Raw genomic sequence first — 20,801 nt, 5'->3', positions numbered from 1 at the left:
CTTCCCTGAACGGACAGATGGAACATGAACCCGGGATAAACAGTGCACTCAGAACCGGTTCAACCGGGTCTGCCTAAGTTCCGAAGCGTGGGCGAAAGAAATGCCAACCAAGGAATTGATTTGATGATTAAGACGATTTCAAAAACTGCCGTTCTGACCGCTGTTCTCGCCAGTGTCGCAACCGGAGCCATGGCCAAGGACTGGATCGAGAAAGTGGAAGTCAAGCGCGACGGCATCGACGTCATTCCCGTCGAGGTGAAGGCCAACGCCTACAATTACACCAAGATCAAGTCCGGCAATCACCGGTTTCTGCTGCGCCTGTCGGCAAAGGCGACAAATGGCGCGCGGATTGTTGCCATGAAGGTGGGTTCCTTCAAGAACGTGCTTTACTTCGAAGGGGACGGCAACCTTTGGAGCAAGAGCTTCCAGAACCGCGACGTCGGCGCGGGCACGAAGCGCTCGGTTTCCATTTCCTACACGCCGGTTATCCCGATGGCCAAGGTCAAGTGGCAGGGCTGGGATCCGGTCCAGGCCTGCTCGCTCAACCTGGACAAGGTTCTAAAAAGCGGCATGAAGAAGTCGGTCGCGCTCAGCAAGACCTGGACGGTGTCGGCCAAGGCCTATTTCGAGCTGGACGCTGTGGCAGCGAAGAACAACAAGGCCGAAAAGAACAAGTGGTCGTTCAAAAACACCACGCATCAGCGCGACGGTTATGGTTACGACGTGACGGTAAAGTGCCTGCCGGCGCAGTGACATTCGCCGCATCGGCAGCCTGGTGAAGGTTCATGGCCCGTGCCGCGACCTGCGGACGGGCCTTGCCCTCTTGTCAGAACATCCAGGTTTCCGGGTTGGGCACAGGCTCGTTACGGCCTGCAAGCTGAAGCCCCTTGATGCAGCGGACGATCATCCAGATCAGTACGGCAATCAGCATCAGGAAGCCGATCAGGATCAGGGTCAAAAGACCACTGACGATGCCGAACAGCAGCCCGATCCAGAAAGTGCGGATCTGATAGGTGTAGTGACTATCAACCCAGGCCGAGCCCTTGCCCCGATTGAGATAGGCAAAGATGACGCCGACAATGGCGGTGAACGGCACGATGATATTTGCCAGATAAAGAATATAGATGAGCGTGGCGTTCTTGCCGCCTGGCTCCATGTAGCCTGAAACGTCGGACTGTTGATCCATGAAGGCACTCCGTTGGAAATGCGTGTGACAATTATGGCTTCACACTACACACCACTGACCATTTTTCCAGGATTTAGAATGCCTTTCGGGTCGAACTGTTCCTTCAGGCGGCGAGACAGTGCCGCGAGCGGAGCAGGCTGCGGGTGAAACACCGGCACATTGGACCGCTGGGACGCATCGGCCCGCACAAGTGTCGCGTGACCGCCGCCGACGGCATCGACCGCAGCCCTGATTTCCGCCTCATGCAGGCTGCCATCCAGACACGACAGCCAGACAAGGCCGCCGCTCCAGTCGTAATAGGCCTGAAGCTCGAACGTCTCCCTCAGCCTGGCAACCAGTTGCGGCCCTGCGGTCGGGGCAACGGAAAGCCGCCAGACCGGGGTTTCACCACCCGCGTAGGGTTTGACATCCCGGATCGTCTGCCAGAGAGCTCCTGTATCCGATGCCTCCAGTCGCGACGGTGTGCCATAGGTGCCAAGCAAGGCCTGCAGGGTCTTGAAGCGATAATCCACCGAGGTCGAGAAGCCTTCCAGGCGCAATACGGTTGAGCTGCTGCCGCCGTTCACCCCCGCAGGCAAATGGGCCGCGCCGGACACTTCCGCCGACGATCCCATGGCCTGGCACAATGCCTTGATGCCATCGTCGTCATCGAGCCCGGAAAGCACGAATGTTGCAGAGGTCTCCGGCTTGGGATTGACCTTCAGCGTCACGGTCGTTGCAACGGCAAGCGTGCCATATGCGCCGCACAGAGCCCGCGGCAGGTCATAACCGGTGACGTTCTTAACCACCTTGCCGCCGGAATTGAAGATCTCGCCGCGCCCGGACACCGCCTCCATGCCAAGCACATGATCGCGAGCGGCCCCGGCCTTGATCCGGCGGGGGCCGGAAAGGTTGGCTGCAAGCACGCCGCCGATTGTCCCCTGTGCCGGTGTAACGCCAAGGAGCGGGCCGAAGTCCATCGGCTCGAACGAAAGCTCCTGACCGTTGTCGTCGACCAGCTTTTCCACTTCGGCAATTGGCGTACCGGCCTTTACGGTCAGCACCAGTTCCGCAGGTTCATAGCTCTCAACCCCGGTCAAACCCGACAGGTCCAGCACATGAGCGGCCTGCACAGGGCGTCCGAGCGTTCGCTTCGAGCCCTGACCGATGATTTCCAGCGGCTGGTCTTCGGCAGCGGCCCAGGCCACCACCTTTTCCACGTCGCCGGTGTTTCGCGGTTTCATTGTCGCGTCCATGCCCCTACCCTCAGAACCGCGGAATATCTGGAAAGGGCAACTGGCCCTTGTGTACATGCATCTTGCCAAGCTCGGCGCAGCGGTGCAGCACCGGAAAAACCTTGCCCGGATTGAGAAGATGCTTCTGGTCGAAAGCGCATTTGACCCGTTGCTGCTGCTTCAGGTCCGCTTCGGAGAACATGTCTGTCATCAGATCGCGTTTTTCGATGCCGACACCGTGTTCGCCAGTCAGAACGCCGCCAACCTCAACGCAAAGCCGAAGAATATCGGCTCCAAAGGCCTCCGCCGCATCGAGTTCACCCGGCTTGTTGGCGTCGTAAAGGATGAGCGGGTGCAGGTTGCCATCACCGGCGTGAAAGACATTGGCAACGCCCAACCCGTGTTTTTCGGCCAGCTCCCGCATGCGGGCCAGCACCTTCGGCAGTTCGCGGCGCGGGATGGTGCCGTCCATGCACAGGTAATCCGGGGAAATGCGGCCCACCGCCGGGAACGCGGCCTTGCGGCCGGCCCAGAAGGTCATGCGCTCTTCCTCGCTTTCGGAAATGCGCACGTGGCTGGCCTGGTTGGCCCTGGCGATTTCCTCGACACGGCCGATCAGGTAATCGACCTCGCGCTCCGGCCCATCCAGTTCCACGATCAGCAAGGCCTCGACATCACGCGGATAACCTGCGTTGACGAAATCCTCGGCGGCGTGGATGGCGGGCTTGTCCATCATCTCCATTCCGCCTGGAATGATGCCGGCGGCGATAATATCGGCCACACAGCGCCCCCCGTCCTCGCTGGTCGGAAAGCCGATCAGGAGCGCCCGCGCCGTTTCAGGCTTTTGCAGGATCCGCACGGTGACTTCGGTGACGACGCCGAGCAGGCCTTCCGAACCGGTCATCAACGCCAGCAGGTCATATCCCTCGCTGTCCAGGTGCTTTCCGCCGAGGCGAATGACCTCGCCGGTGACAAGCACCATTTCAAGGCCGAGAACGTTGTTGGTGGTCAGGCCGTATTTCAGGCAGTGCACACCACCGGAGTTCTCAGCGATGTTGCCACCGATGGAACAGGCGATTTGCGACGAGGGATCCGGCGCGTAGTAGAAGCCCTCGTGCTCGACCGCACGTGTAATGCCCAGATTGGTGACACCCGGCTGAACGACCACGGCCCGGTTGCCATAGTCGATATCGAGCACGCGGTTGAACTTCATCATCGACAGCAGAACGCCGTCTTCCAGAGGCAGCGCGCCGCCGGAAAGCGAGGTGCCCGCCCCGCGTGGCACGACCTTCACGTCATTGTCATGACAGTATTTCAGAACCTTCGATACCTGCTCGACCGTTTCCGGCAGGACGACGATCAGTGGCAACTGGCGATAAGCCGTCAGCGCATCGGTCTCATAGGCGCGCATCTCGCGTTCGTCATGGATCACCCCTTCTCCGGGCACAATCGCCTGAAGCGCGCTCAGGATTTCCTGGCGGCGGGCCAATACGGCCTGATCTGGCGCGGGCATCGCAATGGCGGTCACGAAATGAACTCCTTCTACTTTTTAATACGTTGATCCAGTTGAATTGGTCCTACGTAACATAAGATGGCAGTGAATTACCCTTGCTTAAGTGTGGCAAGGTTCGCGCCCGAGGAAAACGACCGGCAAATACTAATTGTCTTTCTGAGAGATTGAAAATGAGCAATCTGACCGACATGGAGATTTTCGCAAGGGTGGTAAGCGCCGGCAGCATGTCGGCAGCCGGCCGCGAAATGAGCCTGTCGCCCGCAGTCGTCTCCAAACGCATCCGGCGTCTGGAAGAAAAACTCGGTACCAGACTGCTGCAACGGACCACTCGCCAGATCGCCATGACGGAGGCCGGACAGGGCTTTTACGAGCGCGTTGTGGCCATTCTTGCCTCCGTTGAAGAAGCCGAATCATTTGTCTCGCGCGGCTCGGCCAAGGCACGCGGCAACCTGAAGGTGGCCGTTCCGACGTCCTTCGGCCGGCTTCACATTGCTCCGCACCTTGGCAAGTTCCTGGCTGAAAACACCGATCTTTCGGTCAATCTCGATCTGTCCGACGATTTTGTCGACATCGTCGGTGACGGCTATGACCTTGCCATCCGCATTGCGGAGCTCTCCGATTCCAGCCTCGTCGCGCGGCGCCTGGCACCGGTCCACCGCGTCCTGTGCGCAAGCCCGACCTATCTCGAAAAATACGGCACTCCGCAAAGCATCGAGGATCTTGTCGCAAACCATGTGACCATTGCCGCAACCAACCAGGACCCTTGGCGGCTCGCCGGTCCGGACGGGATCGAGACCGTCCGCACGCAGGCGCCGGTCAAGACCAACTCCAACGAGGTCGTGCGCGAATGCCTGTTGTCCGGCGTCGGCGTTGCGCTTCGATCGACCTGGGACGTCGGCCCGGAGTTGCGTGAAGGTAAACTGCAAATTCTCCTGCCCGAGTACCGGGCCTCGAAGGATGTCGGACTTTATGCCGTTTACCCCAGCCGCCAGTTTCTGCCGGCCAAGGTGCGTGTCTTTATCGACTTCCTTGCCGGGCTCTATGGCTCATCCCCCTATTGGGACCATGGGCTTGAGGACTGGTTACGCCTGCCGAGCAACGCCCGCGCAGGCTGACCTTCCACCCGGACGCCAAACGATCCCAGTCGGCGATCGCAGCTTGGCATGCGGGATGCGACGGTCCGTCACTTGCATCAAGGCCTGACATCCTGTTCTGTTGACGGGGGTTTTAAACACCCAAACCGAGGGAGATATACATGCAGCGACTGCTGATGATCGCCGGAACCGCGCTTCTGGCCCTGACCGTTCAGGCAAGCGCCGAAGGCGACCCTGCCAAGGGTGAGAAAGTATTCAAGAAATGCGCCGCTTGCCATGCGGTTGGACCCGAAGCCAAAAACAAGGTCGGTCCGGAACTGAACGGCATTGTCGGCCGGGCATGGGGCGCGGTTGACGGCTACAAGTATTCCGCCAACCTGCTCGAATTGGCCGATGGCAAAGTTTGGGACGAGGAGACGCTTGACGTTTACCTGACCAAGCCGAAGGATCTGATCCCGAAAGGCAAGATGGCCTTCGCAGGTCTCAAGAAGGAAGACGACCGCGCCAACGTGATCGCCTATTTGAACCAGTACAACGAAGACGGTTCCAGCAAGTAAGCACTGCTTGCGCGTCACATTGACGGCCGCCACTGGCTGCCAGACCAACCAATTGGCCCGCCGGGGAACCCTGGCGGGCCAATTGGCTTTTCAGCATCTGTTGGCAATCGTTTCCAAGGTGGCGTCTGACAATCGGCCCGTGCTCAGAAGATGCGTTGTTGCAGCTCCGCAGGATCGGCGACATCCACGTGCCAGTACTCCCTAGCCGCAAGGGGCAAAGTTTCAAGAACCCGGTCGAGATCCCGTTGATCGACATGCCGCCTTAGAGCCCATGCGGTTGCTTCAATCGCATTGTCTGGCGTGAGGTTATGGTGCTTTCGAACCTGCTGCGCCTCCCTGGACATTACTTCTCTGCTTGAGAATGGCACAGGCTTTCGGGTCACGTCCCATTCCCTAATGAAGATCGCGCAAAGAACAGAAGGCAGAGCGCCGGCGAAAGCCAAACCTTGTTCAACCGTGAGCCGCCGCCTGAATACCTGAAAGACTGCATCGACCGCCGTGTAGGTGGAATTGTCGGATACAAGATCCATTCGCTGCTTTGCGTCCGACAAAAAGGAGCCGAAGTCTCTGGAAGCGTATCGATAAGTCCATGGGATCATTGTGTTGGGTCCTGAGAAAGTCTTTTCAGGGGAAAGCAAGCGTCCACTGGTCTTACGTCCTGCCGGCAGGCCTGAGCCAGAAAGACGTCAATACCGGTCCCGCTGCAAGCAAGATCAGTAGCGGGAAGGCCAGTGCACCGTTCTGTGTTGTTCCACCCAGTTCGATCACCAGCACCATGGCAGTCGCTCCCAAGGCGCCGCCAACGCGTTGCACCACGTTAACCAGCGTTGCGGCATCTCCGGTTTCCATTTCCTGCACCACGGTGAACGCCGCTGTCATCGCAGGCATTTGAGCTAATGCAAGACCGATACCTCGCAGGCACAACAAGGCCGCAATCGGACTTGCTGCCCATATCGGCCAGACGCCGAAAGGCAACGTGCCAAGCAACAGGAGCACGGCCCCCGAACCGGAGACCGCGGCAGGTCCGTATCGGTCCGTCAGGTATCCGGCGAACGGCAGTGCAATCGCGGCTCCGAGCCCCATCACCAGCAACATCCCGCCTGTTTCGATATCTCCAAAGTTCAGCTCTACCTGCAGATAGATTGGAAACAGCAGGAGTCCGGAATACATTGCAGCTCCCGTAAGTCCTGCCGTGGCGGCGGCTCCGGCAAAACCGGGACGACTGAACAGTGCAAGATTGATGAGAGGCGCGTCCACATGGCGAAAGTGCCGTAGTGCCCAGTTCAGAAATACGCCGCCAAGAAAAACGTTGACCAGTGCCTGCCAATTGATATTGGCGGTGCTGATTTCGGCAAGCCCGAACAGCACCAGCGGAAAACCCACGGCACACAGAAGCAACCCCTTGGCGTCCAGCCTGCTTGACGGCTTTCCATCACCAGCCGGGACAAGATATCTACCGGCGACAATTGCCACGGCCCCGATCGGTACGTTCATCCAGAACAAACCGCGCCACGAAACCGTTTCGATCAGAACACCGCCTACCCCAGGCCCAAGGGCTGGTCCCAAGGCCACCGCAAATCCGACGGTCCCCATCAGACGGCCCAATTGCCGGCGCTCTGAAACACTTGCCAGCACCGCTTGGCCTGAAGGCACCATTATCCCGGCGGCAAGCCCTTGCAGTCCGCGCGCGAGGCTCAGCATCAAAGACGTTTCGGAAAGTGCGCACAGCGCAGATGCCGCAACAAATCCTGTCATGCTCATTTGCCAAACGCGGCCGTGCCCAAACCGCCTGCACAGCCAACCCGTCATCGGCATCGAAACGGCCAGAGCGATCAGATAGCCGGTCACCACCCACTGCACGCCCCCCAAAGACGTTCTGAAATTTTCCTGAAGCGGGAGAAGCGCAAGGTTTGCCACGGAGGTATCGAGCATGGCCATGAAAGCTCCAGCCCCGGTCACAGTTGCAACGGCCCAAAGTCTTGGTGGTATGCGCAATATTTCGGGTTTCATGACGATAACAATGGACCCTTCCGAATTTTTTATGGTACACTTGTATCATAAAAAATTTCATCGCTCCAGAGACAGCGCCCATGCCGCGAACCGTTGACCATGACGAACGCAAATCGATGATCTTGACGGCCTTTGTCGAAGTTGCTCTGGCGAAAGGACTGCATGCCGTCTCGCTTCGCGATGTCGCGTCAGCCGCAGGCGTTTCCTTGCGGCTGGTGCAGTATTATTTCGAAACCAAATCCGGCTTGATGCAGGCTGGGCTCAGCTTTCTGGAGGCGCAAAGCAATATTCGCTGGACTGCGCGGCTCGACGGCTGCTCGGACCAGACTTCGCCACGCGCGGCATTGCTGACACTGTTTGAAGAAGCGATGCCAACAGACCGGAAAAGCCGTGAATTCCATCTTCTATGGATGTCTTACACAGTCCTTGCGCTGACCAGTGACGAAATTTCCGGTCGTGCGTTCATCGACAGTCCGAACAAGCTGAAGGGGCGCATTTCAGAAATAGTGAAACAGGGGATTGGAACCGGTGACTTTCGTTCCGAATTGGATGCAGAAGCCGAAGCGGCAATCCTTATCGGGCTGTTACACGGCTTGGGAACAGCTGTCCTGATTGGCCAACAGTCCGGGGAGACAGCCTTGTCCCACTTGTCACACTATCTCGATCGGCTCGCCCAAATGGGAGATAGTCCAGGGAAACGGTCCTCGCCTCGAAATTAATCGGGTCGATCTTTCCGCACCGGCTTCCTGGTACATTGTCTTGACGGCTTCAATGCTCTCCGTGTTGCTGACGGATGCGCTTGACGGTCCACCAGATCACCAGCACGACCAGCGGCACGGATATGCCGGTCATCAGGTTGGAGTCAGGCAGAGGCAAGCCGGTTTCCTTGGCGGCTTTCGCCAGATAGGAAATCAGGCCGACGACGTAGTAGCTCACCGCGGCAACGGACAGGCCTTCGACGGTCTGCTGCAGGCGGAGTTGCAGATGGGCACGCCGGTTCATGGATTCCAGCAGCGAACGGTTCTGCTCTTCCAGTTCGACGTCGACCCGCGTGCGCAAGAGCGTGGTTGCCCGCGCCAGTTTGCGCGAGAGCATCGCCTGACGGTCTTCGATCGCCTGGCAGGTGCGCATGGCCGGGGCAAGCCGGCGGACGAGGAAGGACGCCATTGAAAGTTCGCCGGGGGCAGCCTCTTCACGCAAGGTTTCCAGCCGTGCCCGGACGATCTGGTCATATGCGCGGCTCGCGCCGAACCGGAACGTGCTGGCGGTTGCACCTGCTTCCAGAGCAGCGGCAAGGCCGCTCAGTTTGTCCAGAAGCTCCTGGTTGGCGCCGAGCGCGGAGGTCTCCTGCATCTGGCCGGTCAGTTCCGCAAGCTCGATCTCGAAACGCCTGATATCCGGCTGAAGTCTGGTTGCCTCGAACAGGCCCAGCATGGCCAGCGTTCGATAGGTCTCAACCTCGAGAAGCCGCTGGACAACGGCGCCGGACTGAACGTCGCTCAAGGTCCGGTTGCAGACCAGGAGCCGTGTAAGACCATCACCATCCTGCCGAAAGTCGGTCGCCACCATGGCAGCGCCGTCTTCAAGGTTGGAAACCGTCAGGCTGGCTTCATCGAACTGGCTTCGCCATTCCTTGCCTTCATCACCACCGCGCAATTCCAGCCGGACGGCGACCAGCAGATCGCCGGGCGCCCGAAACGCAGCGCCAAAGGGGTGCTTGATCGGCACCTGCCCGAAAATCGTTTGTTCGTGGGCGCTACCATCCCAGGTGTAGGTGGTGAATTCCGCGTGCTGTTCCCAGCTCAAGGTGCCGCCGCCGAAATTGACGGTGTGATGACGGGCTCCGGGCGCAGGGCCGTGGCCGCCGCGGGAAATGCAGAACTCTGACAGCCAGGCATGATCTCTGGCGGCTTCCTCTGCATCTGTCAGGAAAGCGTAGTGGAGCACCGTCCGCGGACAGGGCAGCGGACGAAACGGCCGCGCATGAACCTCCCCCAGCACCTTTTCCCGCAAGGGAGATGTGCGAAAGGCAGGAAAGGTGGACCCGTTTTCTGATCCCTGATCCAAGGAGCAACCCCGACTTTGGAAATGTTCTGTCAATTCTACATTCCGCTAAGGCACCACCGAAACCAATCCGCATTTTTGCCGCAGCAGACAATTGGGGTTCCGGAGCGACATTTCAGCAACAAATAATTGGACAAAAAAATTGACCAATTTTGAAAGCGGCGCTATTTTCCGCGCCAACAATTGGAGCGGGAGCGGCATGTTTCAGCCGGTCGATCATCAGAAAACGGCAAATGCCGTGGTGGAGCAGATCGAAGATCTGATCCTGAAGGGCGTGCTGCAGTCCGGCGACAGGCTGCCTGCCGAGCGCGACCTTGCCGACCAGATGAACGTCTCCCGTCCCGTGCTTCGCGATGCCTTGAAGACGCTTGAGGACCGCGAGCTGATTTCGTCGCGCCGGGGTGGCGGCACCTATGTTGCCGAGCTGATCGGCCCGATCTTTTCCGAAGCAGTGGTGCAGCTGATTGCCCGGCACCCGGGCGCGGTAAACGACTATTTCGAATTCCGGCGGGGCATCGAGAGCCAGGCGGCAGCCCTTGCAGCCGCACGGGCCGCCCCATCCGACCTTGCCCGGCTGCAGGACATTGTCCGCCAGATGCAGGAAGCGCATGACAGCGAGGACCTGCCTGCCGAAAGCCGGCTGGACGTTGCCTTTCATCACGCGGTCGGTGAAGCAGCCCACAATGTGGTGATGCTGCACACTCTCAGGTCCTGTTACCGGCTTCTGGAAAACGGCGTCTTCTACAATCGCGGGCGCCTTTACCACCACCCGTCGGCACGGATCGAGCTGCTGCAGCAGCACAAGGCCATTGCCGACGCCATTCAGACCGGGGATGCCGACCGCGCGAGGCAGGCCTCGGAAAACCATATCGACTACGTGCGCGGCACCCTTGCCGAAACGAAGGATCTGGACCGGCGCGAGCAGCTGGCCGGCCTGAGACGGACCCGAAAACCGGCTCGCGCGTGAGCCTCAGGAGGAAATCGATGACTGTTGTGACCGATGTTGCCGACATGCAGGCCCTGGCCCGGCGCCGGGTACCGAAGATGTTTTACGACTATGCGGATACCGGTTCGTGGACGCAGAGCACCTACCGGGAGAACGAAGCGGCGCTGCAGCGCCAGAAGCTGCGCCAGCGCGTGGCCTGCAACATAGACAACCGCTCGGTCAAGACCACCATGATCGGCCAGGACGTAACGATGCCGGTTGCCCTTGCCCCTGTCGGCCTGACCGGGATGCAGCGCGCCGACGGTGAAATTCTCGCGGCCCAGGCAGCAGAAGAATTCGGTGTCCCTTTCACCCTGTCCACCATGAGCGTCTGCTCGATCGAGGATGTCGCCGAGAACACCAAGAACCCGTTCTGGTTCCAGCTCTACGTCATGCGCGACAGGGGCTTTTCGGAAAACCTGATGCAGCGTGCAACGGCTGCCGGCTGTTCGGCACTCGTTCTGACGCTTGATCTTCAGGTTCTGGGCCAGCGGCACAAGGATCTGAAAAACGGCCTGTCCACGCCGCCGAAGCCCAAACCGCACGTTCTGCTGGATCTTGCGTTCAAGCCGCGCTGGTGCTGGCACATGCTGCAGACCAAGCGGCGCCAGTTCGGCAACATCCATGGCCACGTGTCCGGTGTTGGCGACATGACCTCGCTTGCCGAATGGACCAACAGCCAGTTCGACCCGACCCTCGACTGGTCCTCGGTGGAATGGGTGAAGTCCCACTGGAAGCGCAAACTCATTCTGAAGGGCATCAACGATGTGGAGGATGCGAAGATCGCGGCGGACGTTGGGGCCGATGCGATCGTCGTCTCCAACCATGGCGGCCGTCAGCTTGACGGAGCTCTTGCGTCCTATGAGGTGCTTCAGGACATCGTCGATGCGGTCGGCGACAAGATCGAAGTGCATTTCGACAGCGGCATCCGGTCCGGCCAGGATGTCTTCAAGGCGGTCGCAATGGGAGCCAAGAGCACCTACATCGGCCGCGCCTTCATCTATGGTCTCGGCGCCATGGGCAAGGAAGGGGTCTCGAAGGTGCTGCAAATGATGCACAAGGAACTGGACGTCACCATGGGCCTTTGCGGTGAAACCGACATCAAAAAGGTCGGCCGCCACAACCTGGTGCTCTGACGGGTCACCGATCCGGGCGCGCGAACTTGGAGGGACTGACCCCGAGGCGCGTCCGGAAACTCGCCGTCATGTGGCTTTGCGAGGAAAAGCCCGACCTGAGAGCGATTTCCGAAAGCGGCTTGCCGGTGGAAACGATGAGCGCCCGGGCGCGCTGCAGCCGCCGGCTGACGATATAGTCGTAGGGCGACTGCCCACAGTAAGCCGAGAAGGCACGGCTCAGAAAACTGGCCGAAACGCCGATTTCCTGCGCCAGAACGGCAACGGACAGATTTGACCCGAGATCGGCCTCGATCCTGTCCGCCACTTTCCGAAACCGATTGCCTGTCATCCATCTGGCAGCCTTGCCAGGGCGCTGCGGCTTCAGCCCCGCCTCTGCAAGTGCGTTGATGCATGCTTCGGTTTCCAGGTTATCCGGAGGCGTATCCGACAACAGCCACTTGCGCAGTCTGCCTGCGGCCATGGAAGCAGATTTCGACAGGATGTTGGTGCGGTAACACCCCTCAGTCAGACGGATTTCGCGACCGCTGACCAGAAGATATTCACCGCCCATTTCTGACCGGGAGCGGATGTCGCAGCCGCTGGGTGTCAAAGCCAGCGTGTTGGGCAAGCGAACGAAATCTTCTCGCCTGTCCGAAGCGATGGCATGGCTGCCCGCCTGACAGTCAAACGCAAAGCCGATGGTTCCCGTATCTGCCACGAAACCGACATCGTAACCGGCGGCCGGCAAAAGGCAGAGCCCATATCCGGCGACCTCCCGGTGGATGGGCACAGATCCAGGCTGGGTATGAACAGTGTCCGTTTGCATGGCGCGCAAACCTGACGCAGGAACAGGGGTCGCGCAAGTCCGAATAGGTTCAGGATCCTGAAAGACAGTGCGGACCACGCGGATATACTCGCGGCCGACCCACACCAGAAACCGGACCTGACCACGCCCATGACCGCTCTCTTCACCCTGGACGACCTTGAAGCCGCTTTTCCGATCGTGCGCCAGCTTGTACCGGAAACGCCAAGTTATGCCTGGCCACTCCTGAAGGAGCGGTTCGGCCTGGAAATCGCGGTCAAACACGAGAACCACACCCCGATCGGCGCCTTCAAGGCGCGCAGCTCCATCGTCTACATCCAGAAACATATCGAAGAACACGGCCGCCCCAGCGGCGTCGTTACGGCCACCCGCGGAAACCACGGCCAGTCCATGGCGCTGGCCGCCCGAACACTTGGCCTGCCCGCCACCATCGTGGTGCCGGAAGGAAATGCGGAGGGCAAGAACCGGGCGATGAAGGCCTTTGGTGCTGATCTCGTGATCGACGGTCGCGACTTCGACATTTCCCGGCGCACTGCCGAGCGGCTGTCCCGTGAAAGCGGTTTCCTGATGGTGCCGAGCTTTCACAGGAACATTGTCCTTGGCGTTGCGACCTACGCGCTGGAGTTTTTCAGGGCGCATGACGATCTCGACGTGGTCTATGTCCCCGTTGGCATGGGCTCCGGCGCCTGCGGACTGATCACGGTGCGCGACCTTCTGGGGCTTAAAACCGAGATCGTGCCTGTCGTCACGGAAAACGCCCCTGCCTACCGCCTGTCCGTCGAGGCGGGAAAAATCGTGATCACGGAAACCGCAGCCACTTTCGCCGACGGCATGGCCTGCCGGGAGCCGGTACAGGCGGCGCTTGATATCCTGCAGACCGGCTCCAACCGGATCGCAACGGTTACGGATGACGAGATCGCTGCCGCCATCCGCGTCCTGTTTGCAGATACGCATAATCTCGCCGAAGGTGCCGGTGCTGCCGCCCTCGCCGCATTGATGCAGGATGCGCCGAAGCTTCAAGGCAGGAAGGCCGGTATCATTCTGTCAGGAGGCAACCTGGACGAAACGGCAATGCAGACAGTTCTGACCGGTGGAACACCGGTGGTCTGAATACCGGATGATAATACCCCGGGACACAACCCTGGAACCAGAAGTGCGATAAGTCTCAAAGCAACGACAGCCAGGCCTTTGCAATTGCGGCTCCGGTCTCGTCGGCCTTTGCTGCATGGCGGGACGCTTCGGTGTCGAAACGGCTGTGCCAGTCCGGCGTATGCGCACGAATGTCGTCACTGAAGGCTTCGCTCCAGTTACGTACTTCCGGCAGGCCGGTTTCGAAATGGAACTGGATTGCGTAGGTCAAATCGCCCATGCGGAAGGCCTGGACCGGTGTCATGTCGCTGCTCGCCAGAAGCACCGCCCCGTCCGGCAGCGTTACGGTGTCGGAATGCCAGTGGAACTGAGGAGCACCGGCCCCGAGCTTGCCGACCACGGGGTCTTCCAGCCCTGCGTCGGTCGGTGTCACGTCGCGCCAGCCGAATTCAACGGGCAAGCCCAGAATGTTCTCTCCACCAAAGGCGCGGGCAATCAGCTGCGAGCCCAGACAAATGCCGAGCACGGGCTTGCCGGCATCGTCAAAGGCACGGATCAGGTCGCAGACCTTCGGCAGATGCGGATAGGCTTCGTCCGCCAGCGCATCCTGGGCTCCGCCCAGCACGACCAAGCCGGCAAACGCATCGGTGCCTTGGGGAAGCGGCTCGCCTTCAAATGCCTTGACGGTGTGCCAGCTGTGACCTTCCTGCGTAGCGACACGGCCGAGAACGCCTAGTTCCGTATGCTGATAGTTCTCAACGACGAGAAAATGCATGTTGTCCTCTAACCTGCTCACGAGCCTTACCGCTTCAATTCCGGCAGGACTTTATCCATGCGCAACCTTGATGAAAACATCAAAAACAATCATTTGCATTGAAGTGTCCTGACCGCCAATCTTAGGAACAACATCCCCATAAAGATCGGTTCATTCATGAGCGTTGCATCCCCCAGCCTCCGGCCCGGCTCTGCCGGCTTCAGTGCAACGGACTATGGTCTTTACGCGGCAACGGTTCTTGCCTGGGGCTTCAGCTGGATTGCGATGAAGGGCCAGGTGGCAACAGTCGCGCCTGAAGTGTCTGTCTTCTGGCGCTTTGTGCTGGCAGCGTCGATCATGATGGCGTGGGCACGCTTTCGCGGACACCATCTTGCCTTCGGCCTTCAGGATCACCTGCGGTTTGCCGGACTTGGCGTGTTTCTGTTTTCCACCAACTTCACGCTGTTCTACTACGGCGCGGCCATTTTGCCGTCCGGTTTGCTGGCGGTGATCTTCTCGACCGCCTCGATCTTCAACCTGTTTCTGGGACTGATCCTGTTCGGCCAACGACCAAGCCCGATCGCTCTCGGTGCCGGGCTGCTCGGCTTTCTGGGTATCGGCCTGATGTTCTGGCCGAAGCTGGCCGGGGCAGAGTTCAACGACGAAGCTGCCATTGGCCTCGCCATGTGTGTCGGCGGCACGTTGTCCTTCTGCCTGGGCAACATGCTGTCGGCTGACACCCAGCGGCGCGGCATCGGCGTTACACCGGCCACTGCCTGGGGTATGGTTTACGGCATGCTTTTCCTGGGGGTGTTCTCGGCCCTGCGCGGCCAGAGTTTTTCCGTCGAATGGTCCGTGAACTATTTCGGAAGCCTGATCTATCTGGCTGTTGTCGCCTCGGTCATCGCCTTTGCTTCCTACCTGACCCTGCTCGGCCGTATCGGCTCGGCGCGGGCAGGCTATGCCACCGTGATGTTCCCGGTGGTCGCTCTCACTCTGTCGACCATTTTCGAAGGCTATCAGTGGACGCCAGTGGCCGCCGCCGGTCTGGCCTGTGTCATTGGTGGCAACCTGATGATGCTGCGCGCCCGATAGGTCTATCCCTGACATGAGAAGAAACCGGACGGCGGAGGTTTATTCCGCCGCCAGTTGCGTTGTGCCGCTGCCAACGTTGCCGATGGCTGCCACCAGGTGGTTGCACAACGTATCGTGCATGGTTTCGCGTGCCGTATCCGAGCGCAGCAGGGCGATGTCGCAATAGGGCAGCGTCGGAAAGCCGTCCTTCTCGTCCAGAATACGCATGCCGTCTCGAATCGCGCTTTCAGGAAACACCGTCACGGCAAGTCCGGCCTGAACCGCACCGACGAGAGCCGCCGCGCTGGAGCTTGTGTAGGAGACCCGGTAGGGGCGTCCCGCCCGGTCGAGCGCATCCATCGAAATCCGGCGCCAGCCACAGGTGACCGGTCCGAGTGCCAACCGGACAACGTCCTGTGTGTGGGCGCAATGTTGGTTAGACGTAACCCAGTAGAGCGGTTCACGGCGAATGATTTCACCGCGCAGGTCCATCGTATCCTGGGAGGTCGTGATGGCAACGTCGAGCGTCCCTTCCCGGATCGCATCCGTCAGCCGGGCACTGGACAGGCATTCCACCTGCACTTCAATGGAAGGATTGAGCCGGTTGAAGGCCGCCAGCACCTGCGGCAACAGCCGGTCGGCATAATCGTCCGGCACGCCCAGCTTCACATGGCCGACTTCCTTCTGGCCATTGAAGGCAGACAGGGTCTCGTCGTTCAACATGATCATCCGGCGGGCGAACTCGACCAGCCGCAGGCCGTTTTCCGTCAGCCGGGACTGGCGCCCGTCCTTGATGAAGATCGGCTGACCAACACGCTCTTCCAGCCGCCGCATCTGCATGGAGACTGCCGACTGCGTCTTGTGCACAGCCTCACCAGCCTTGGTGAAGCTTCCCAACTCCGCGATCGCCAAAAACGTTCGAAGTTGGTCGATGTCCAGTGCGTGATGCATGCAAGGACCCTATGAAATGAGCCACAAACCGGTGGTGAAATTTGAGATTCGAATTGATTTACTAAAGATACATCACAACTTCTTACACTTCAATCGATATTTGGCCAGCAGGACAAATCAATACTCTAGGTAAGATTTTGAAATCGTTCCGGGAATTCCGTTCGCCTGCAACTATTCGGCCGCGAGTGGAACCGAAAGGTTGTCGAGCGATGAAACAATGTGCTCGACCAGGGCATCCGTGACCCGGGAATTGTTATGCCAGGACCGCATGATACCTATTTCGCAATCGGGCAATTTCGGGAAACCCTCGGCTTCCGTCAGAACCCGCATGCCGGACCGAAGCGCAGATTCCGGCAGAACGGAAATGGCAAGCCCGGCCAGGACGGCGGCGCCGACTGCCGTAGAGTTCCAGCTTGAATAAAGCAGGCGATGTTCGCGCATCTGATCGCTGAGCGCATTGATCGCAGCCCGGCGCCAGTCGCAGGTAGCGCGCCCCAGCGCCAGAGGCAGGGGCGACTCGTTTTCCACCGCGTGGCGGGCCGAGACAACCCAGAGCAAAGGTTCCCGCCGTACCAGATCAACGTTCTTGCGACCACGCTTCTGTACGTGGGTGATGATGGCGACATCCAGCTCACCCTCGGCGATCATGTCGGCCAGATTGGGTGTCGGGGCGCAGACGACGCTGACCTCCGCCTTGGGGTTGGACCTGGAAAAGCGCGCCAGAATTTCCGGCAGGAACCGATCGGCGTAGTCGTCCGGTGTGCCCAGACGCACGAGCCCGGCAAGTTCCGTGTCATCGAAAGCGGCAAGCGTCTCGTCGTTCAATTGCACGAGCCGGCGCGCGTAGTGAAGCAGACGCTCGCCATGTTCGGTCAGGCGGGACTGCCGGCCAACCCGGACAAAGAGCGGTTTGCCGATCCGCTCCTCCAGACGGCGCATCTGCATCGACACCGCCGACTGTGTCTTGTGCACATTGTCCGCCGCCTTGGTGAAGCTGCCGCTTTCGGCAATGGCCACAAAGGTCCGGAGCTGATCCAGGTCGAGCATGAGCGCCTCACTGATAAAGGATGCTCATATTTAACATGGCATCCATTTAAAGGGGAAATGATTTCGCGAAGCGACGGCATTGCTTCAATCGAAGCGCTTTGGGGATTTTGACTTCACAGAAAGTGATAATTTCAATCACAAACATTCGTTGGATTAATAGCAGCAAACAGTCCACATAGGGGATGTTCCACAACAAGCGACGCCAAATCAGGCTCGGAACAGGCAGTCGGAATCCCTCCGTCCGCCAACAGGAGAATTTTGCCATGACACATACAGCAAGCACCCCGTTCTTCGCTCTCTTCGGGCAGATGGTTGCCCGTGTATGGCGTGTGTCCAAAAACCGTCGTCAGTTCGCGGAACTGAATGACTGGTCCGACGAGCAGTTGAAGGACATCGGCCTGACGCGGAGCGACGTTCGACGCGCATTGGCCCAACCGTTCTATACCGATCCGACATCCCTGGTGAACGGATCTTCAGCGCTCCGCGAGACCATCGGCTATAGCGCCGCCAATTCGGCGCAGGACAAGCCGATGATGACACTCGTGACCGAAAGCAAGACCCGCCAGCTGGCGGCCTGACCTTTCGACTGACCTCCCCTCATTTGCAGCCCCTGTCGGCAAGCCTTGCTGACGAACCTGACCCGCCTCCCCGGCGGGTCTTTTTTTTGCAAAAAGCGTTAAGGGTGACCAAAGCCTGAAGACGTCTCAAACGTCGCGGAAATCCTTGGCGGCCTTTTCGAAGAAACTGTCGAAAGCCTTGAACTGGTTGGACTGGAAATCACGGCCGGCGGACATCCAGCTCGACACCATTTCCTCAAACTCGGACGCATTGCCCTCAGGGCCTTCCGGCTCGTCGTCCGGGGGCAATTCTTCTTCCTGCGGCTCGGGCTCAGGCTCTGGCGAGGCGGATTTCGTAACGATGCTGGCCGGTTGCAGGAACGCGCCCCAGAAGGATTGCATCGCCTCGGCATAGCCTTGCAGGTAGTCGACCGGGGTCGGTTGCGGTTTCGGCCGGCCTCTGGCAAAGCCGCGCAGATAGGCGTCAAGCAGGTTACGAGCTTCACCGTGGACAAAGGGCCTGGCGATCTGCCCCATGGCAAGCGTTGCCGCCACGGGCATCATTTCCTGGATGGCATCGCGCTGAAGGCCTGTGAGGCCGGAAATCTGGCTGGCAAGCGCCTTTTGAACAGCTTCAGGCCCGAAAAAGGGTGTCAGGGCCGCATCGGACGGACTCTGGAACAGACCTGCGTAGCCGGCAAAGGGGTTTTGCGCGACTGTGCCAAGCGGCGACGTCTGCCCGAGGAACTCCGAAAAGCCCGGTACCGTGCTGCCGAAGTAGCGGAAACCGTTGAGCGCGGCAGGCAGGAGCTGCTCCATCACCCGGCTCAGGTCTTCATTCGACCAGCCGAAGCGGTTGCGCACATCTTCCGACAAGGAAAAGATGTCGAAGGGAGGAGCTCCCGTCTCGCTGCCAGTCATTTGCGTCGCTCCGCTCACGCTGTTGCAAGGCCTTGAGAAAAAAGACCGATCACAGACAGAGTGACGCTTCGCGGGCCTCAGGTCAATTCAGGCCTTTTGCGGACAGCGCCGGTCGCCCACAACTTGATGCTGCGGGCGAAGTTTATTCAGTAGGCGTAGTCGCGGAAGACCTGGCTGATATCGCCCTTCCAGGAACCGTTATAGCGCTGCAACAGAACGTCTGCCGGGCACATGCCGGAGGCCAGGCCTTCCTCGATCGGAGCCAGATGCACGCGCTCGTCCAGATCGCCATCGCTCAGGCGATTGCGACGCTTGAGACCTTCCTGGGACAGGGCAAGCACCTGTTTGGCGACATCCAGAACGGTGCCTGAGCGGAAAGGTGTCTGCAGGGCGGTTTTGGGAACGCCTGCACGAAGAGCCGCGCGTTCTTCCTGGGTCCAGTCCTTGACCAGTTCCCAGGCCTGATCGAGCACGCCCTTGTCGTAAAGCAGGCCGACCCAGAGCGCCGGCAGAGCGCAGATGCGCCGCCACGGGCCACCGTCGGCGCCGCGCATCTCGATGTATTTCTTCAACCGGACATCCGGGAAAAGCGTGGACAGGTGGTTGTTCCAGTCACCGATATTTGGCGTTGCGTCCGGAACCTTGCCTTCCAGCGCGCCGTTCATGAACTGGCGGAAAGTGGTGCCCGTAACGTCGTAGTAGGTCGAGCCGCGCTTGACGAAATACATCGGCACATCAATTGCCCATTCCACATAACGCTCGAAACCGAAGCCTTCCTCGAAAGCGAAGGGCATGTCGCCGGTGCGGTCGTGGTCGGTGTCGGTCCAGATCTGGGCGCGGAAGGATTTGAAGCCGTTCGGCTTGCCTTCCGTGAAGGGCGAATTGGCGAAAATGGCGGTCGCGATCGGCTGCAGAGCCAGGCCGACGCGCATCTTGAGGGCCATATCCGCTTCGGACGAGAAATCGAGGTTCACCTGGATGGTGGAGGTCCGGTACATCATGTCGAGACCAAGCGAGCCGACCTTCGGCATGTAGTTGGTCATGATGTCATAGCGGGATTTGGGCATACGCGGCATGTCGGCACGCGACCATGTCGGGGTCATGCCGATGCCAAGGAAGCCGATGCCGAGCGGTTCGGCCACGCGGCGCACATCGGCAAGGTGCTGGTTGGCTTCGCGGCAGGTCAGGTGAAGGTTGTCGAGCGGCGCGCCAGAAAGTTCGAACTGACCGCCCGGCTCGATGGAAATCGCGCCGCCGCCGCGGTCGTCGGCCAGACCGATGATCTTGCCTGCGTCCTCGATCCGCTCCCAGTTGATCAGCTTTTCCATGCCGGTCAGGATGGCCTCGACGCCCTTTTCACCGCCATAGGGAATTGGCGTCAGTTCGTTCAGGCAGAAGCCGAATTTTTCGTGCTCGGTGCCGATGAGAAACTTCTCTTCCGGCTTACAGCCCTCCTCGAGCGTCGCGGCAAGGTCCGCAACCGTTTCAATCGGGGTGGAGTCGACCGTATCGCGGGCCATGAAAGCGTCCTAAAAACTGCGCGGCCCGTCAGGCTGCCCCCTACAAACCGCAGTGATCCGGCGCGTTCCGGGAGGAACGCTTTTGAGCCTCGGTGATTTAGGTTTCTTGAAACAAGAATGCAAGCAAGGAAACGACACCGAAGTGTGCGTGGTGATCATGCCGGTCCGTTTCAGGAACGCAAGCCGTTCGTCGGGGAATGTGCAACCGGCTTCTGCAACGGTGCCGATCCCAGCATTGCCCTGACCTCGCAGAGGAGCGATACCAGCTCAAGCAAGGCCCCTTCCCCCAACGCTGTCACGCGATCCTGAACATGAATAACGGTTCCG

At 59.7% G+C, this 20,801-nt stretch carries 21 protein-coding genes; 9 read left to right on the top strand and 12 right to left on the bottom strand.

From position 1 onward, the window contains the following. The first annotated feature begins 123 nt into the window (after positions 1-123). Positions 124-753, top strand: coding sequence for a hypothetical protein (locus tag J7447_RS19600; protein WP_209170623.1), 630 nt, complete (start codon positions 124-126; stop codon positions 751-753). Positions 754-826: 73 nt separating this feature from the next. On the opposite strand, the gene J7447_RS19595 is transcribed toward J7447_RS19600, so the two are convergent. From J7447_RS19595 to J7447_RS19585, 3 genes are read right to left on the bottom strand one after another with little or no spacing between them, the layout of a single operon-like run. Then, positions 827-1,186, bottom strand: a complete 360-nt coding sequence (locus tag J7447_RS19595; protein ID WP_023002100.1) for a DUF4870 domain-containing protein — start codon at positions 1,184-1,186, stop codon at positions 827-829. Positions 1,187-1,230: 44 nt separating this feature from the next. After that, a complete protein-coding gene (glcE, locus tag J7447_RS19590; protein WP_209170622.1) occupies positions 1,231-2,409 on the bottom strand; it encodes a glycolate oxidase subunit GlcE in 1,179 nt (392 codons plus the stop codon). 22 nt (positions 2,410-2,431) lie between these two features. Further along, on the bottom strand, positions 2,432-3,928 hold the full coding sequence (locus J7447_RS19585; protein ID WP_209170621.1) for an FAD-linked oxidase C-terminal domain-containing protein: 1,497 nt from the start codon (positions 3,926-3,928) through the stop codon (positions 2,432-2,434). 155 nt (positions 3,929-4,083) lie between these two features. Here J7447_RS19585 and J7447_RS19580 point away from each other — a divergent pair, with 155 nt between their 5' ends. Both J7447_RS19580 and J7447_RS19575 read left to right on the top strand, forming a co-directional pair. Next, entirely contained in the window at positions 4,084-5,028 is a 945-nt protein-coding gene (locus J7447_RS19580; protein WP_055657709.1) for a LysR family transcriptional regulator, read from the top strand. A 140-nt stretch (positions 5,029-5,168) separates the two neighbouring features. Further along, positions 5,169-5,564 carry a cytochrome c family protein gene (locus J7447_RS19575; protein ID WP_055657706.1) on the top strand — a complete coding sequence of 132 codons (396 nt, stop codon included), beginning with the start codon at positions 5,169-5,171 and terminating at the stop codon, positions 5,562-5,564. A gap of 143 nt (positions 5,565-5,707) precedes the next feature. Here J7447_RS19575 and J7447_RS19570 read toward each other — a convergent pair whose 3' ends face one another. Together J7447_RS19570 and J7447_RS19565 are read right to left on the bottom strand one after the other, a co-directional pair. Continuing rightward, positions 5,708-6,163 (bottom strand): DUF2267 domain-containing protein, encoded by a 456-nt coding sequence (locus tag J7447_RS19570; protein ID WP_055657704.1) that lies wholly within the window; start codon positions 6,161-6,163, stop codon positions 5,708-5,710. A gap of 52 nt (positions 6,164-6,215) precedes the next feature. Continuing rightward, complete coding sequence (locus tag J7447_RS19565; protein ID WP_209170620.1) at positions 6,216-7,574, bottom strand: DHA2 family efflux MFS transporter permease subunit; 1,359 nt, start codon at positions 7,572-7,574, stop codon at positions 6,216-6,218. Positions 7,575-7,654: 80 nt separating this feature from the next. Between J7447_RS19565 and J7447_RS19560 the strand changes: the two genes are divergently transcribed. Next, complete coding sequence (locus J7447_RS19560; RefSeq protein WP_235814916.1) at positions 7,655-8,293, top strand: TetR family transcriptional regulator C-terminal domain-containing protein; 639 nt, start codon at positions 7,655-7,657, stop codon at positions 8,291-8,293. A 49-nt stretch (positions 8,294-8,342) separates the two neighbouring features. Here J7447_RS19560 and J7447_RS19555 read toward each other — a convergent pair whose 3' ends face one another. Beyond that, positions 8,343-9,641, bottom strand: a complete 1,299-nt coding sequence (locus J7447_RS19555; protein WP_062490338.1) for a DUF3422 domain-containing protein — start codon at positions 9,639-9,641, stop codon at positions 8,343-8,345. A gap of 196 nt (positions 9,642-9,837) precedes the next feature. Here J7447_RS19555 and J7447_RS19550 point away from each other — a divergent pair, with 196 nt between their 5' ends. Then, the gene (locus J7447_RS19550) at positions 9,838-10,605 is read left to right on the top strand and encodes a FadR/GntR family transcriptional regulator (RefSeq protein WP_023002106.1); all 768 of its coding nucleotides are present in this window, start codon (positions 9,838-9,840) and stop codon (positions 10,603-10,605) included. Positions 10,606-10,622: 17 nt separating this feature from the next. After that, positions 10,623-11,759: an alpha-hydroxy acid oxidase gene (locus J7447_RS19545; protein ID WP_023002107.1), complete on the top strand. Its 1,137-nt coding sequence runs from the start codon at positions 10,623-10,625 to the stop codon at positions 11,757-11,759. A 4-nt stretch (positions 11,760-11,763) separates the two neighbouring features. On the opposite strand, the gene J7447_RS19540 is transcribed toward J7447_RS19545, so the two are convergent. Next, positions 11,764-12,564: a helix-turn-helix transcriptional regulator gene (locus tag J7447_RS19540; protein WP_209170619.1), complete on the bottom strand. Its 801-nt coding sequence runs from the start codon at positions 12,562-12,564 to the stop codon at positions 11,764-11,766. 129 nt (positions 12,565-12,693) lie between these two features. On the opposite strand from J7447_RS19540, the gene J7447_RS19535 reads away from it, so the two are divergent. Beyond that, positions 12,694-13,671, top strand: a complete 978-nt coding sequence (locus J7447_RS19535; protein ID WP_209170618.1) for a threonine dehydratase — start codon at positions 12,694-12,696, stop codon at positions 13,669-13,671. Positions 13,672-13,726: 55 nt separating this feature from the next. Here the strand turns inward: J7447_RS19535 and J7447_RS19530 are convergent, their stop codons facing one another. Then, positions 13,727-14,425, bottom strand: coding sequence for a type 1 glutamine amidotransferase (locus tag J7447_RS19530; protein ID WP_209170617.1), 699 nt, complete (start codon positions 14,423-14,425; stop codon positions 13,727-13,729). 156 nt (positions 14,426-14,581) lie between these two features. On the opposite strand from J7447_RS19530, the gene J7447_RS19525 reads away from it, so the two are divergent. Next, a complete protein-coding gene (locus tag J7447_RS19525) occupies positions 14,582-15,499 on the top strand; it encodes a DMT family transporter (RefSeq protein WP_023002111.1) in 918 nt (305 codons plus the stop codon). 39 nt (positions 15,500-15,538) lie between these two features. Here J7447_RS19525 and J7447_RS19520 read toward each other — a convergent pair whose 3' ends face one another. Next, positions 15,539-16,429 carry a LysR substrate-binding domain-containing protein gene (locus J7447_RS19520; RefSeq protein WP_055657693.1) on the bottom strand — a complete coding sequence of 297 codons (891 nt, stop codon included), beginning with the start codon at positions 16,427-16,429 and terminating at the stop codon, positions 15,539-15,541. Positions 16,430-16,600: 171 nt separating this feature from the next. Continuing rightward, a complete protein-coding gene (locus tag J7447_RS19515; RefSeq protein WP_006935582.1) occupies positions 16,601-17,476 on the bottom strand; it encodes a LysR substrate-binding domain-containing protein in 876 nt (291 codons plus the stop codon). Between the two features lie 263 nt (positions 17,477-17,739). Here J7447_RS19515 and J7447_RS19510 point away from each other — a divergent pair, with 263 nt between their 5' ends. Beyond that, the gene (locus J7447_RS19510; protein WP_023002113.1) at positions 17,740-18,054 is read left to right on the top strand and encodes a DUF1127 domain-containing protein; all 315 of its coding nucleotides are present in this window, start codon (positions 17,740-17,742) and stop codon (positions 18,052-18,054) included. Between the two features lie 126 nt (positions 18,055-18,180). Here J7447_RS19510 and J7447_RS19505 read toward each other — a convergent pair whose 3' ends face one another. Beyond that, positions 18,181-18,954, bottom strand: coding sequence for a DUF937 domain-containing protein (locus tag J7447_RS19505; RefSeq protein WP_075284586.1), 774 nt, complete (start codon positions 18,952-18,954; stop codon positions 18,181-18,183). A 146-nt stretch (positions 18,955-19,100) separates the two neighbouring features. After that, positions 19,101-20,474 (bottom strand): glutamate--cysteine ligase, encoded by a 1,374-nt coding sequence (locus tag J7447_RS19500; protein ID WP_023002115.1) that lies wholly within the window; start codon positions 20,472-20,474, stop codon positions 19,101-19,103. Between the last annotated feature and the right edge of the window lie 327 nt (positions 20,475-20,801).

The sequence above is a fragment of the Labrenzia sp. R5_0 genome (assembly GCF_017743835.1).
In the GTDB taxonomy this organism is placed as follows: Bacteria; Pseudomonadota; Alphaproteobacteria; order Rhizobiales; family Stappiaceae; genus Roseibium; species Roseibium algicola.
Note: the sequence above shows the minus strand (reverse complement) of the source record. Positions and strands in the feature narration are given on the sequence as shown.

Bases quoted from the DNA above. Each gene is read 5' to 3' on its own strand.
- J7447_RS19600 (WP_209170623.1), top strand. From the start codon at position 124: ATGATTAAGACGATTTCAAAAACTGCCGTTCTGACCGCTGTTCTCGCC.
- J7447_RS19595 (WP_023002100.1), bottom strand. From the start codon at position 1,186: ATGGATCAACAGTCCGACGTTTCAGGCTACATGGAGCCAGGCGGCAAG.
- glcE (WP_209170622.1), bottom strand. From the start codon at position 2,409: ATGAAACCGCGAAACACCGGCGACGTGGAAAAGGTGGTGGCCTGGGCC.
- J7447_RS19580 (WP_055657709.1), top strand. From the start codon at position 4,084: ATGAGCAATCTGACCGACATGGAGATTTTCGCAAGGGTGGTAAGCGCC.
- J7447_RS19575 (WP_055657706.1), top strand. From the start codon at position 5,169: ATGCAGCGACTGCTGATGATCGCCGGAACCGCGCTTCTGGCCCTGACC.
- J7447_RS19570 (WP_055657704.1), bottom strand. From the start codon at position 6,163: ATGATCCCATGGACTTATCGATACGCTTCCAGAGACTTCGGCTCCTTT.
- J7447_RS19565 (WP_209170620.1), bottom strand. From the start codon at position 7,574: ATGAAACCCGAAATATTGCGCATACCACCAAGACTTTGGGCCGTTGCA.
- J7447_RS19560 (WP_235814916.1), top strand. From the start codon at position 7,655: ATGCCGCGAACCGTTGACCATGACGAACGCAAATCGATGATCTTGACG.
- J7447_RS19550 (WP_023002106.1), top strand. From the start codon at position 9,838: ATGTTTCAGCCGGTCGATCATCAGAAAACGGCAAATGCCGTGGTGGAG.
- J7447_RS19545 (WP_023002107.1), top strand. From the start codon at position 10,623: ATGACTGTTGTGACCGATGTTGCCGACATGCAGGCCCTGGCCCGGCGC.
- J7447_RS19540 (WP_209170619.1), bottom strand. From the start codon at position 12,564: ATGCAAACGGACACTGTTCATACCCAGCCTGGATCTGTGCCCATCCAC.
- J7447_RS19535 (WP_209170618.1), top strand. From the start codon at position 12,694: ATGACCGCTCTCTTCACCCTGGACGACCTTGAAGCCGCTTTTCCGATC.
- J7447_RS19530 (WP_209170617.1), bottom strand. From the start codon at position 14,425: ATGCATTTTCTCGTCGTTGAGAACTATCAGCATACGGAACTAGGCGTT.
- J7447_RS19525 (WP_023002111.1), top strand. From the start codon at position 14,582: ATGAGCGTTGCATCCCCCAGCCTCCGGCCCGGCTCTGCCGGCTTCAGT.
- J7447_RS19520 (WP_055657693.1), bottom strand. From the start codon at position 16,429: ATGCATCACGCACTGGACATCGACCAACTTCGAACGTTTTTGGCGATC.
- J7447_RS19515 (WP_006935582.1), bottom strand. From the start codon at position 17,476: ATGCTCGACCTGGATCAGCTCCGGACCTTTGTGGCCATTGCCGAAAGC.
- J7447_RS19510 (WP_023002113.1), top strand. From the start codon at position 17,740: ATGACACATACAGCAAGCACCCCGTTCTTCGCTCTCTTCGGGCAGATG.
- J7447_RS19505 (WP_075284586.1), bottom strand. From the start codon at position 18,954: ATGACTGGCAGCGAGACGGGAGCTCCTCCCTTCGACATCTTTTCCTTG.
- J7447_RS19500 (WP_023002115.1), bottom strand. From the start codon at position 20,474: ATGGCCCGCGATACGGTCGACTCCACCCCGATTGAAACGGTTGCGGAC.